General features: G+C 61.3%; 11 protein-coding genes. All 11 read right to left on the reverse strand.

From position 1 onward, the window contains the following. Positions 1-32: 32 nt before the first annotated feature. Positions 33-656 (reverse strand): response regulator transcription factor, encoded by a 624-nt coding sequence (locus ACTM82_RS04795; protein WP_441054721.1) that lies wholly within the window; start codon positions 654-656, stop codon positions 33-35. Further along, positions 653-2,152, reverse strand: a complete 1,500-nt coding sequence (locus ACTM82_RS04800; RefSeq protein WP_441054723.1) for a sensor histidine kinase — start codon at positions 2,150-2,152, stop codon at positions 653-655. Before ACTM82_RS04800 ends, ACTM82_RS04795 begins: the two co-directional genes overlap by 4 nt. Beyond that, positions 2,149-3,948: a histidine kinase N-terminal 7TM domain-containing protein gene (locus ACTM82_RS04805; protein ID WP_441054725.1), complete on the reverse strand. Its 1,800-nt coding sequence runs from the start codon at positions 3,946-3,948 to the stop codon at positions 2,149-2,151. Before ACTM82_RS04805 ends, ACTM82_RS04800 begins: the two co-directional genes overlap by 4 nt. A gap of 226 nt (positions 3,949-4,174) precedes the next feature. Beyond that, positions 4,175-5,605 carry a 6-phospho-beta-glucosidase gene (locus ACTM82_RS04810; protein ID WP_441054727.1) on the reverse strand — a complete coding sequence of 477 codons (1,431 nt, stop codon included), beginning with the start codon at positions 5,603-5,605 and terminating at the stop codon, positions 4,175-4,177. Positions 5,606-5,949: 344 nt separating this feature from the next. Beyond that, the gene (locus tag ACTM82_RS04815; protein WP_441054729.1) at positions 5,950-6,594 is read right to left on the reverse strand and encodes a DUF4867 family protein; all 645 of its coding nucleotides are present in this window, start codon (positions 6,592-6,594) and stop codon (positions 5,950-5,952) included. A 143-nt stretch (positions 6,595-6,737) separates the two neighbouring features. Beyond that, entirely contained in the window at positions 6,738-7,226 is a 489-nt protein-coding gene (locus ACTM82_RS04820; RefSeq protein WP_427727273.1) for an S-ribosylhomocysteine lyase, read from the reverse strand. Positions 7,227-7,376: 150 nt separating this feature from the next. Beyond that, positions 7,377-8,867 (reverse strand): FGGY family carbohydrate kinase, encoded by a 1,491-nt coding sequence (locus ACTM82_RS04825; RefSeq protein WP_441054731.1) that lies wholly within the window; start codon positions 8,865-8,867, stop codon positions 7,377-7,379. A 170-nt stretch (positions 8,868-9,037) separates the two neighbouring features. Next, entirely contained in the window at positions 9,038-9,976 is a 939-nt protein-coding gene (locus ACTM82_RS04830) for a transketolase family protein (RefSeq protein WP_427718099.1), read from the reverse strand. Beyond that, positions 9,969-10,805 carry a transketolase gene (locus ACTM82_RS04835; RefSeq protein WP_427718096.1) on the reverse strand — a complete coding sequence of 279 codons (837 nt, stop codon included), beginning with the start codon at positions 10,803-10,805 and terminating at the stop codon, positions 9,969-9,971. The genes ACTM82_RS04830 and ACTM82_RS04835 overlap by 8 nt, the downstream gene beginning before the upstream one ends. Before the next feature lie 2 nt (positions 10,806-10,807). Continuing rightward, positions 10,808-12,208, reverse strand: coding sequence for an L-fucose/L-arabinose isomerase family protein (locus ACTM82_RS04840; RefSeq protein WP_441054733.1), 1,401 nt, complete (start codon positions 12,206-12,208; stop codon positions 10,808-10,810). A 254-nt stretch (positions 12,209-12,462) separates the two neighbouring features. Further along, entirely contained in the window at positions 12,463-13,473 is a 1,011-nt protein-coding gene (locus tag ACTM82_RS04845) for a LacI family DNA-binding transcriptional regulator (RefSeq protein ID WP_427793677.1), read from the reverse strand. Positions 13,474-13,628: the final 155 nt, after the last annotated feature.

The raw sequence follows: 13,628 nt of genomic DNA on the forward strand, positions 1-13,628 counted from the left end.
TTTACGGCGCCGGAACACGGCGAGCGCGTCGATTACGGGCGCTCCATGTTGGGAACGATGCTGCCCTCCGTTACCGCGCGCACGGCCAGGCGCATGATGTTGTCGTAGCCGGTCTTGCTCAGAATCTCCGAGATGCGACGCTTGATGGTACCCTCACTCATAAACAGCTCGGCCGCGATCTCGCGGCGGCTTTTGCCCTCGCAGGCAAGGCGCAAAATCGACAGCTCGACATCGTCGAGTGCCGCCGTGCCCGAAAAAATGCTCTCGGGCGGCTTGGGAAACGTGCAATAGCCCGCCAGCGTGGAGCGCATCACGGCGAACAGCTCGTCGATACCAACGTTCTTGTACACAAAGCTATCGACGCCCGCCTCGCGAGCCTGATCGACAAAGGTGATCTCGGGCATGCCTGTCATGATGATGACGCGGCACTCGGGCAGCTGCTCCTTGATGCGCGCCGCCGCCACGATGCCGTTTGAATCGTGTTCGGTGCACACGTCCATCAATATCATGTCCGGGCGCTCCTTGAGCGCGGCACCCAAGGCCTCGGAGGCATCGGCGATCGCGGCGACGACGGTCATATCGGGCTGGTCGCCAACGGAGCGCGCCAGGCTTTCGCGCAGAATGGCCTGATCTTCGACAATTAACACGCGGATCATGAACTTCTCCTTTGGACCGTGGCGTTGGGGCTCAGCGGAATGGACACCGCAAGCGTAAAGGGCTGGGCGGCGTGGACTTCCAGGCCGCCGCCCAAATCTTGCGCGACATGCCTCATACCTGGGATACCCGTTCCCTCGCGATACGATACGGGGGCCGGGGACCCGTCGTTAGAAATCGTCATGCGCGCGACGGCGCTAGCATTCGTCCCCTCCTGCCACAGGCGCACGTGGACCTGATGCGCCTGCGCATGCCTGGTGGCATTGGTCGAGGCCTCGCGGATAATCTGCAAAAATGCGGCGGCGACACGCGCGTCCTCAGGCAGCGCACCCTCAACATCGATCTGCACACTCACCAAGCCAAAGGCGTGGACGATATCGCTCAGCTGCTCTGCAGGCTCGCTGGCACCGCCACTGCGCAAATCGGCGGCGATTGAGCGCAGCAACGGGTCAATCTGCTCGAGCGACTCATCATCCAGACGTCCCTCCTCCAAATAGCGATGAAGAATGGACAGGCGCTGGCCGATCACATCGTGAACGCGGGCACGCATACGTAGGTAGGCCGCATTGTCGGCAACCTTTTTGGCTTCTTCGATCTGGGCCTGGAGCTCTTGGCCAGCACGCTCAAGCAGGTGGTTGGCTTGCGCCAGACGGTCGTAGGCGTGTGCGTATTCCGTCACGTCCAGGCCGACGACGCGCTCGAACGGACGGCTCGAGACCGTAACGGAGTCACGCACGAACAGACGAATCTCGGAAGGAGAGATCTCGACCACGGCGCGATCCCTACCAAAGCGATCAAGGTCGATATGGGCGCGATTAGCGCTGCTTTCGGGCATTTGCATGCTCAGTTTGCGCAGATCGTTCCATGTGCTGCTCATGTCGCCCAGGTCGGTGGGCATATGGAGCTCTACGAGGTTTTTGCGCATGCAGCGGTTCATGAGCAGCGGACGGCCCCTCGGGTCTAGATACAGGATGCCCACGGGAATCACGTTGATGGTCTCGATCGTCGAGAACATGGTGATATCCTCTTGGCGGTTACGGACGTCCATCAAGAGCGCCGCGATGGAACGGAACAGGAAGAACGCTCCCTCTGCGATAAGGACAACGGTCCACGCCGAGCCCATGGCAAAAACCACCGGTGGTGTAACGGCGACAACAAGCAACAGCTCGACCAGCATGACGGGACGACGATAGTGCACCATAAGTACCACGCCATAGGCAAAGATTGCGGCATTGAGCCATAACGCTCCGCCCATTGCCCTGGCGCAAACGTCAAGCGGCGCCACCAGATACGAGCCAGACGACGTGAACAAGATGAGCGCCGAAATCATCAGGTGAAGCACAAGACTCGCCTCGTAGGCGCAAATCACCTTACGGTTATAGGACGAGCGGCGCGATGCGATGAGCGGGACGTGGATCGTCTGCAGACACGCAGCCAGGGCAAAGACAACATCGAGCGCAACGATTTGGGGAAGTATGAGCGAAATCTGCATCGTCACTCACCCGCCCTCGGCATCAAGACGATCATGCGCAGCTGACCGGACTCGCCCTCAAGGCGGTATGCCACGTTGCGCCCTTGCAAAGCGCTTTCGAGCTCTTGCGCAGCGGGCGTCTGCGAAAGATCTTCATCATCGTTGGAAAAAAGTGTGGCGCGCAGCTCGACGCTGCATCGGTCATGGTCGCCCAAGTGATACATAAGTGCCGGATGATCGGTGGCGTAGGCAAAAAACGCAAAGTCATACACGCAGTCGTACAGCGCGCTTACCGTACTGGCGTGCATCGGGCGCCGTATGGCAATAATCGAGGCGCAATCGACATCGATCGTGCGCAGGTCGCTTGCGAGCTCGTTGGCAATGAGCTGAATGCGGTCGCGGTCAAAACCGCTCTCCCCGTGCCGTGCCAACGTGAGCGACCCCTTCCGTTTGCAATAGGCAACGAGCAACTTGGCGCGCTGCAGCATGCGGTAACGCTCGCGCGAAGATTCCTCGTCAGTCAACGGCGGCAGCGAGCTCAACAAGTCGTACATCTCTTCGAGCGCGCGGGCAAGCGCCTGGTCCACGTCTTGGACTAGCAAGGTCTCGGCCTCTTGATCTGCCAAATGTGTCTTAAGGTCGTAGTCGGCGGCAAGCAGCTCGTTTTGGCGTTGCAGCTCCATGCGACGATGTGCCAGTTCGCGATTGAGCTCGTTGAGCTCCGATACGTCTTGGGCAAGCAGGGCCGATCCCCCCAGCAGCGGAAAAGCACGATACATCACATCGGGATCGGACGCCACGGTAAAGGCATGGGCGCGGCCGTGCTCCTGGGTCCGCAGCTCCTCGCGCACGCCTACCGGCATTGGCTTTGACACCGGCGTGGCATAGACCTCCTGCAGGTCGCGCGTTAGAACTTTGAGGTCAAGCGGCAAGGTGTCGAAGATGCCGGCGATATCGTGGTACGACGGAATGACACCGCAATCGAGACAGATTTCCATCGCCACCACGCACAGGATGCAATAGACGAGCGAAAAGTTGAGCCTCCATGCCCAGGGCACGCGCAGAGCATATGAGATGCCAAAGAATGCGCCGCCCAGCAGCACGAGCGCCGCCGTGCCCGAGAAACGTTGGATGCGAAAGGACGAGGACCGACCAACCAGGATAAAAAAGGCCACGAAGTTAGAGGCCGTCCACACGAGGAAGGCGAAATAACCCCGGCCGTACGTGTAATCGTTGCTCCAGGTGTCGCTTGTACGGTCAAAGCGGAAGACCTGCTGGTGAAAATCGTTGGTGAGCACAAATCCGATAAGCAGGATGGCCACAATCCACAGCGCAGCACGGTAGCGGCGACCCAGGCGGCGTTGCTCCAGGCCCGCAAGGCGCAGGCCGCAGAGCTGGTAGAGCAGCGGAATGAGCGTCATGGGCACGTAGTACAGGTACCACAGCAAGGTGGCATAGAACGGCGTGTACGACTTGTACTTGAGAATGACCTCGATCATCCACAGGGCACAGATGGTGGCGATGGCAACAAGGCGGCGGCGCAACACATAGTCCAAACAACGCAGATAGACCAACACGCCCCAAATCGAAAATACAATTGCGGCGACAAGCAGCAGGAGGGGGCTCGAATGGGTGAGCCCATCCACGACCTCTTCGGACACCTCGCTATAGGCGGGCACGGCGTTAGAAAGTTTGGGGTCGAAGGCGAACAGCACCGGAAAGATTGCCAAAAGCATGAGGAACAGCGCGGTGATGGCGCCGGCGATAGCAAAGACGCGGTGACGGTACACCTGATGCGTTATGCCAACAAGGAATCGCGGCATGGCGAAGAGCCTGCCGCCCCTGGGATCCGCAACCGGAGCGGTCCGGGCGGCCGCGTGGCCGATATGTCGCTCACGGGTACTCATAGTCCCTTTAGTGTACCGACAGGCGGGTCCAAAAAGCGGGCCGCATGTCCCAAAATCCGCAGACGGCAAGACCCCCGGCGAGCAATAACTACTCGCCGGGCGCCTTGGTTAGAAGGCTATGAAGTTGAGTGTCTCAGCTTCCTTAGGACAGGTCCTCACCATTAGAAGCAATAACCTTCTTGTACCAGTCGAAGCTCTTCTTTTTGGAACGCTTGAGGGTACCGTTGCCGGCGTCGTCGCGGTCCACATAGATAAAGCCGTAGCGCTTGGACATCTCACCCGTGCCGGCAGACACCAGGTCGATCGGGCCCCAGGTGGTGTAGCCCAGCAGGTCAACGCCGTCCTCGGTCACCGCGTCGCGCATCGCGGCGATATGCTGGCGCAGGTAGTCGATACGGTAGTCGTCGTTGATGGAGCCATCCTCCTCGACAACATCCTTGGCGCCCAGACCGTTCTCGACCAAAAACAGCGGCTTCTGATAACGGTCGTACAGGTCGTTGAGGGTGATGCGGAAGCCCAGCGGATCGATGGCCCAGCCCCACTGGCTCTCCTGCAGGTAGGGGTTCTTGGCGCCGGCGAAGGCGTTACCCTGGGTGCGCTCGACATCGGGGTTATCGGCACCGGCAGAGCAGCGGGTGCTGTAATAGCTAAAGCTGATGAAGTCGACGGTGTTAGCGGCCAGGATCTCGCGGTCCTCGTCCGTCATGCCCACATCGATGCCTAGACGCTCGAGCTTCTTGACGGCATATGCCGGGTAGTAGCCGCGGCTCTGGACGTCGACGAAGAAGTAGTTGTCCTGGTTATCGAGCTGCGCCTGGCGCACGTCGCCCGGACGGCAGCTGTAGGGGTAGTAGCTACCCGCGGCGAGCATGCAGCCGATCTTGATCTCGGGGTCGATCTCGTGGGCGATCTTGGTTGCCCAAGCGCTGGCGACGAGCTCGTTGTGGGCGGCCAGGTACTCGACGGCCTCCTTGTTCTCGCCCTCCTCAAAGACCAGACCGGCACCCATAAACGGCAGGTGCAAGATCATATTGATCTCGTTGAAGGTGAGCCAGTACTTCACCAGCCCCTTGTAGCGGGTAAAGATCGTGGTCGCGAGGTTCTTGTAGAAGTCGATGAGCTTGCGGTTTCGCCAGCCGCCGTACTCCTTGATGAGGTGAATCGGGCAATCGAAGTGCGTGATGGTCACGAGCGGCTCGATGCCGTGCGCCTGACACTCGCGGAATACGTCCTCGTAGAAGGCCAGGCCAGCCTCGTTGGGCTCGGTCTCGTCGCCGTTGGGGAAGATGCGGGTCCAAGCCAGGCTCATACGGAAGGTCTTAAAGCCCATCTCGGCAAAGAGAGCGATGTCCTCTTTGTAGTGGTGATAGAAATCGATGCCGGTCTGCGCGGGATAGTAATAGCCGTCCTCGAAGTCGAGCATTTTACGCTGGCCGGAGACCACCGCATAGCGCTCGGGGCCGTGCGGAGCCACGTCCACGTTGGCCAGGCCGCGGCCGTCCACGTCGTAGGCACCCTCGCACTGGTTGGCAGCCGTTGCGCCGCCCCACAGGAAGTCATTACGGAAAGCCATGTATCAATCCTTTCGCACGCTGTTGTCATAGGCTCAGTATCTCTATAAACGGCACGTCGCTCAACGGCGGTGGCACAGGCCGATACTTCTTTTCGCGTGCAGGCGCCCGGCAGCCACCCCGCCTGACACTTTTTGATACCCGCCTGCCCAATTCACCACCAAGGGGACAGGCACCTTTGTGGTGGTTTGGGGCGATTTGTCTCGATCTGTAACAGGTAGGCCGCCAAAACCGGGCCAGGTGTTACAGATTGAGATTATTCGGCCAGTCCCTTGCAGTTTGTCTAAATCTGTAACAGGTAGAGACGATTTAGCCCGCTAGATGTTACAGATCGAGACAGAAGATTCTAGTCGCAGGCGATGTCGAGGTTTTTGCCGATGAGACCTACGTAGCCGCCTTCGGCTGCCTTGGGGCTGTCAGCATGGCAGAGAACCCACTTGTCGGCCTTCCAGTAGCAGTAGCTGTCGCCGGCAGCAGGCATATCGGCCGCAGCCTCGGGACGCGGACCGTTGGTGCCGGCGGGCAGCGCCACCATCACCTGGAAGCCACCGTCGTCGACCATGCACGGCGTGTAGTGGAGCGTGGTGTTGAAAACCTCGACGACCTTGCCTGCCGGCACGCGGAACGCCTTGACGCACGCGGTATCGAGCTTGCCGCCCTCGATCTCCCAGCGATGCGCCACGAGCAGGATAAAGTCACGCGCCCCCAGGTTGAACTCGCTGGCACGGTGGTACTCCAGGCAGTTGAGACGCGTGTTGTGCCCGTTGCACCAGCCGAGCTGGAAGGGACGGCCACCAAACATGAGAAAGCCCAGTTTATCGGCACCCTTAACGCCCTCGAGCTCCGGCGTACTCGCTACGTACTTACTGCCCTCGGGGATGGGCGTAGCGGAGAGTGCCTCGACGAGTGGAGCGGTCAGGCCGGACGGGACGTCGTCCCACACGCGGCCATAGGACTTGAACTCGAGATCGTTGACAGAGTAGATATGCATGTTCACTCCTGTTCGTAAATGTGACTATACGAACATTCTAGAACAAACATGAGCGATTTTGAACGCTCGTCCAGACCACTCAACAAAAAGGCGCCCCCGCATAAGCGAAGGCGCCCAATGTGCGTGTTTTGGGCGATAAGCCCTTACGCCTGCTGATAGTGCAGGTGCTTCTCGTCGATATCGGCCAGGTCGCGGTCGAGGTAGCGGCGCGCGAGCCAGTTTGCCATGGGAAGGTTCTGGTCCAGGTAGTTGCCGCACTCCTCGGGAGCGGCTCCGGGGACATCGCCCTCAAAGTCGGCGACAAACTCAAACAACTCACGCACGAGCGGCAGGATCTCCTCGCTCGTTACCTCACCAAAAACGACCAGGTAAAAGCCCGTGCGGCAGCCCATGGGGCCAAAGTAGACAATGCGGCTCGACCACTCGGCATGGTTGCGAAGGAATGTCGCGCCTAGGTGCTCGATGGTGTGGCACTCGGCCGTGTTCATGACCGGCTCCTTGTTGGGCGTGGTCAGGCGCAGGTCAAAGGTGGTAACGACAGCGGCGGTCGCCGGATCGCGGTCGATGCGGCTCACGTACACGCCGGGCTCAAGCTGCAAATGGTCAACGGAAAAGCTCGCGATGCGCTCCATGGCAGATCCTCTCGATAGTCAATTTGGGACGGGGCTCTTTTAGCTGGTTCGAATGGTCGCACCAATCATACCAGTCAAAAAAGCCCCGTCCCAAATGAGCTGCCCGGGACGGGGATCAATGAGTTTTTAATCCCGTCCTAAAAAATCATGCTAGGCAGTGTATGCAATTGTTGATTTGACAGCGTGGCGCCAGCCGGCGATCTTTTTGGCGCGTTCGTCAGCGGGCATCGACGGTTCCACGATGCCGCGGGCGCCGTAGACATCGACGACATCGCGCGTGTACATGCCCAGCGCGATGCCGCAGGCCCAGGCCGCACCCAGGCCGCTCATCTCGTCGTTGCTCGCGATGCGGATGGGCGAGCCAACCAAGTCGCTCTCAAACTGCATCAGGTACGCGTCGCGCGTGGGACCGCCGTCAACACGAAGCTCGGCCAACGTTGCACCCGAATCCTCGACCATCGCATCGATCACGTCAAAGATCTGATAGGCGATCGACTCGTCGGCGGCCTTCACGAACTCCGCGCGGCCCGTGGTGCGCGTCATGCCAAAGACGCAGCCCTCGGCGTCACTCGCCCAGTGCGGCGCGCCCAAACCGGTAAACGCCGGCACAAAGTAGACGCGGCTCGCCGGATTGGCGGCGTAGCACAGGTCGGTAACTTCCTCGGGGTTATTGATGAGTTCCAGATCGTCGCGCAGCCACGTCTTGACGGCGCCGGCGTAGCTCACGTTGCCCTCGAGCACGTACTCGGCCACGCCTTCCATACGCCATGCGAGCGAGCTCGAAAGCCCGTGCGAGCTGGCAACGAACTCGTCGCCGACGTTCATCATGACCGAGCTGCCGGTGCCATAGGTCGCTTTGGCCATGCCGCGGCTATGGCAGCCCTGCGCGAACAAAGCGGCATGGCTGTCGCCCAGCACGCCGTGAATGGGCACGGGTGCCGGCAAAAAGCCGCCCAGGTCCGTCATGCCGAACAGGCCATCGGAATCGGTCACCTGCGGCAGGCAGGCCGCATCGACGCCAAAGGCCTCGCACACCGGCTCGCTCCAGCAGCCACGGCGCAGGTCAAAGAGCTGCGTGCGGCTGGCGTTGGACCAGTCGCAGCGAAACTCTGCGCCGCCCGTGAGCGTCCAGACCACCCAGGCATCGATGGTGCCCAGGCACAGCTCGCCTGCCGCGGCAGCCTCGACAGCAGCGGGAACGTTCGCGATGATCCAGGCCATCTTGCCCGCCGGGTAGTAGGGCGAGAGCACCAGGCCCGTCGTGTCGCGCACCAGCTCGGCCACACCCCCGCGCGCGGCCAGCTTGTCGCACAGCTCGCGGGCGCGGGCGCACTGCCACACTACGGCGTCGCACAGCGGCTCGCCCGTCGCGCGGTTCCAGGCAACGGTGGTCTCGCGCTGGTTGGAGATGCCGATGCCGGCGATGTCGGCAGGGTCGACCCCGGTCTCTTCCACCACGGCACGCGCCACGGCCAGCACATTGGCGGCGATCTCGGCCGGATCATGGCTCACCCAGCCGGCCTCGTTGACAATCTGGCGATGCGAGCGATCGGCACGATGAATCAAATGGCCGCCCTCGTCCACCAGCAGCGCCTTGGTGCCCTGCGTGGATTGATCGATTCCGATGATGTATTTGCTCATGTACTCTCCCATTCCTTCCGCCAAATCAAAGACGACTGGCGGACAAGGAGCGAGCGGCCGTCAAGTGCCGCAGATTGCCGTGAAAGAGGAGCGCCGCGTACTTTGCGTACGCAAGCGACGGTTTGAACGGCAAGGTGCGGTGCTTGGCGGCCGCGCAGCGTCTGTATCTACTAGTTGCCGAGGAACTCGGCGACGGTCTGCGCAATTCCGGCACCCGTCAGGCCGTAGTGTGCGAAGACCTCGGGGCTCGTGCCGGTGATGACCGGTGCGTCGGGCAGGGAGAGGCACTTGACCGGACGCGGGCAATGCTCGCCCACCACCTGCGCGACCATAGAGCCCAGGCCGCCGAAGGGGCTGTGCTCCTCGACCGTCACGACGGCGCGCGTGGCACCGGCAGCCTCAATCACGGCCTCGGCGTCAAGCGGCTTGACGCAATACATGTCGAGCACCGTTGCCGAGATGCCCTGCTCGGCCAGCAGGTCGGCAGCGTCCACGGCATGGCGGACCATCTCGCCGGTGGCGACGAGCGTCACATCGGTGCCGCGACGCACCCAGGTGGCGCGATCCATCTGGAACGGGCACTCGTCCTCGGTGTACACGTCCTCGACCGGGTTGCGGCCCACGCGAATGTAGGCCGGCTTGTTGTCGGCGACCAGGGCCCGCACGAGCTCGGCGGTCTGGAAGCGGTCGCTCGGCAGATACACGCGCATGTTGGGAATCGCACTCATGGCGGCGATATCCTGCGCGGAGTGATGGCTCATGCCCAAGGCGCCATAGGACACGCCGCCCGAGATGCCGATGAGCTTGACGTTGGTGTTGGAGTACGAGACATCAACCTTGCACTGCTCATACGAGCGCGTGGTCACAAAGGACGCCGGCGAGGCGGCCCAGGCCTTCTTGCCGCACGAAGCCATGCCGGCGGCGATGCTCACCAGGTCCTGCTCGGCAATGCCGACCTCGACGGACTGCTGGGGATACTGATCAAAGAACGGCGTGAGCGATGCGGAGCCGCGGGAGTCGGAGCACAGGACGACGATGTCCTTATCGGTCTTCGCGGCCTCGAGCAGCGTGTCGCAGATAACCTTGCGATTGGCGATCTTGTTAGCCATTGACGGCCTCCTTATGGGCAGCGAAATCGGCGATGATCTGAGCATATTCCTCATCGTTGGGCAGGTGATGGTGCCAGGCGGCCTTGTCCTCCATAACAGGCGAGCCATAGCCCTTCACCGTGTTGAGGATGATGACCGTGGGCTTGCCGCAGGTCTCGGCCGCAAGCGTCAGCGCGGCGTCGATGGCCCGGACGTCGTTGCCCGGAATGGAGAGCACGTTCCAACCGAAGGCGGCCCAGCGCTCCTCCTGCGAGTCCTGCTTCATAACGTCCTCGGTGCTGCCGCTGATCTGCAGGCGGTTGCGGTCCACGAGCGCGCACAGGTTATCGAGCTGGTAGTTGCCGCCGCTCATGGCGCCCTCCCAGACCGAGCCCTCGGCAAGTTCGCCGTCGCCCATGATGGTGTAGACGCGGTAGTCGCGGCCGTCCATCTTGCCGGCGAGCGCCATGCCCACGGCCACGGGCAGGCCGTGACCCAGCGAGCCCGAGTTCATCTCGATGCCCTTGAGCTTGTTGTTGGGGTGGCCGATGTAGGGGCTGCCGAACTTGGAGAAGCGGGCCTTGACGTCGTCGAGGTCAAGATAGCCCTCGTGGCAGAGCACCGCGTAGTAGGCTTCCATGGCGTGGCCCTTGGAGAGCACGAAGCGGTCGCGGTTGGGATCGTCGACGGTCTCGGGCGAAATGTTGAGGTGGTTGGCGTAGAGGGTCATGAGGGCGTCGATCACCGACATGTCACCGCCGATGTGGCCGCCAGCGCCAGCCATGATGATATCGACGCAATCGCGGCGAAGGTCCCAACGCAGGGACTCAAGCTCTTCGATAGTTGCCATTTCTACTCTCCTCGCAGGTAGGCTTTAACGTCTTCTTCGATGGGGTCGTACAGGTCGGGGGCAATGCCGAGGTACTTGCACGCCTCGTAGAGCACCGGCACCACGTTGGCGTGAATAGCGACGCAGTGGTGGATGTAGGGACCCTCGACGATTTTGGCCTCGAGGCGCTTGAGGTTGTCGACCTCGACCCATAGATAGGTGCCCATGCCGGCCGGGCCGTCGATGCCGCGGGCGTTGCCCAGCAGCAGCGAGTACTCGCCGTTGTCGCCGTCAAAGCGGGCAAGGGTGAGGTCGCCATGCTTGGCCTCGGCCGTCAGCGCGCCGGGATGATCGAAAGCCAGCGGATAGGTGAGCTTGGGCTTGACGGCCGCGCAGCTGCAGGGCCAGGGGCCGCAGTGCTGCAGCAGCTCGCCGTTCTCGTTATCGGGATGGCGCACGGTCCAGTCGGCGAACATGCCGCGGTGACGGCCCAGGTCGGCGGCCTCGACCATCAGCGCGGTGATGGCGCCGTGGATATCGGTCTCGCATACGATAGGAATGCCCATCTCGTTGAGAATGGCGTTGGCGGCGCAGGGCATAATGCCCAGCTCGTCCTGCAGAGCGTTCCAGCACTGAATGGCGCCGGCGTTGCAACCGTACTTCTCGACCAGGCGCTTCATGGCGATGGCAAGACCGGCGACCGCGGTAACCTTATCCTCGGGGATGCAGATCTCAAAGCTGTCGTTGATGTGGGCAAGCATGGTAGCCATGGCCTGCTCGTCGGCCTGGGCGTCGCGCACGGCCTGGACAAGGTCGGTCATGGGAATGGGCGAAAGCTGGATGTTGAACTTCTCGAGCAGCTCGCCCTCGTTGCACATGGTCGACCAGAAGTCGAATGGACGGGTGGCCATCTGCAGGATGCGGGTGCGCTTGAAGGTCTTTACCACGTTGCACACGGCCAAGAAGTCCCAAACGCCGCGCTCGAACTCGGGATCGGTCAGGCGGCAGTTGGTCATGTAGGTGAAGGGAACCTGGAAGCGGCGCAGGACCTTGCCGGTGGCGAACAGGCCGCACTGGCTATCGCGCAGGCGAGTGCCGTCAGGCTCGGGGCGCTCGTCGCGCGGGCCCCACAGCAGCACGGGTAGGCCGAGCTCGCGGGCAAGGCGAGCGCAAACGTACTCGGTGCCAAAGTTGGCGTGGCACAGCATAATGCCATCGACGCCCTCGGCGCGGAACTTCTTGACGATAGGCTCAATGTGGCTGTCGTCGAACAGCAGGCCCTCGTCATTGATGTCGTCGATATCCACGATGTCGACGCCGATCTCACGCAGGCGATCAGCCGTCAGGCCGCGATACTTGATTGCGTCCGGCGCGCTAAAGATACTGCGGCGCGTGGGCACAAAACCGAGCTTGATCTTGTCCATGTACGTCCTCCCCTAATCACATGTTCAGTAAACAGACGCATGTTTCGTTTTGTTCTGTTTACTAAATATTTATTCAAGTGTTTAGAAGTTTAACGCGAAATACCCGTGGGCGGTAGAGAAATCAGCCTAAACGGTATGTAAACAAACTGAACATACAAGGGCAACAAAAAGAGGGCCCCGAAGGACCCCTTTTGGTTGACGTTATTTTCTGCCTTAGCGAGCTTTGCCGCCCTGCGGCCCGGCGTTGCCTTTGCCTAGATCTCACGCACGCTCTGACGCTCGACAAAATAGGTCGATACGGCTGTCTTGCAGGTATAGCTCTTGGGATTGCGGATGTTGCCCACCAGGCGGCGCACCGCGATCTCGCCCACCTCGTGCTTGGGAACGTGCACCGTGGTGAGCGGCGGGTTGGAGAAGGCACCCAGAGATAGGTCGTCAAAGCCGATGATCGAGACATCCTCGGGCACGCGAATACCGTGCTCGTTGAGCGCGCGCATGGCACCCACGGCGAGCACGTCGTTTTCGGCAAAGAAAGCCGTCGGCAGGTCGTCGCGCGAGACGCTGTCGAGCCATGCGCCCATGTCGCGATAGGCGCCCTCGAGCGTGGTGCCCAGCGTAACGCGCCATGTCGGGTTGGCCTCAAGGTCTGCGTCCTCAAGCGCTTGGCGATAGCCGCGCTCGCGATCCTTAAAGTTGCGGATGCGAAGGTCGCCTGCCAGATAGCCGATCTGCCTGTGACCTTTCTCGATGAGGTGATCCACGGCGCGCAGCACCGAGTCGGTGTTGGCAATGACTACGGCATCGAAGTATTGACGATCGCTCCAGCCATCGAGCACGATCAGGTGGGCGGCAGCGTTGGCAAACAGGGCGTAGTCTTCCTCGCCCAGCTCGGTGCCCATCAGCACGATAGCGGCGGACGGATCGGCGATCAGGCCCTCGACCTGCGGACGCACGGCGTCCAAGTCGCTAAAGTCGAGCGAGACAAAGCTCGTGCTCATGCCGTGACGACGCGCCTGGCGCTCCACGCCCTCGATGACCGCGGGATGGAAGGTGCTCTCGTCCAGAATGGCGCCCGTCTTGCGCGCGAGCACAAACTGAATGCTCTCGAGCTGCGTCGACTGCTGATAGCCAAGCGATTGCGCGCACTCCAGGATGACCTTGGCGGTCTCTTCACTCACGCTGCGCTTGCGGTTGAGCGCGTTGGACACGGTCGCAGGCGAAAAACCGGTGATGCGGCTGATCTCGCGAACACTTGCTTTGGCCATTGTTCCCCCTAGCAACGGCCGTGGCGGAGCATCGCAACTTGATGACTCGACAACTAAACGACCGCAAATTCAATCTAAACAGAATAGTAAATGTTTATGAGCTAGTTTAGCCTGTTGTCAAGCGAAGTGGCACGACTATTCCCCCAACGGGCACA

The sequence above is a fragment of the Collinsella sp. HCP3S3_E5 genome (assembly GCF_052067635.1).
In the GTDB taxonomy this organism is placed as follows: domain Bacteria; phylum Actinomycetota; class Coriobacteriia; order Coriobacteriales; family Coriobacteriaceae; genus Collinsella.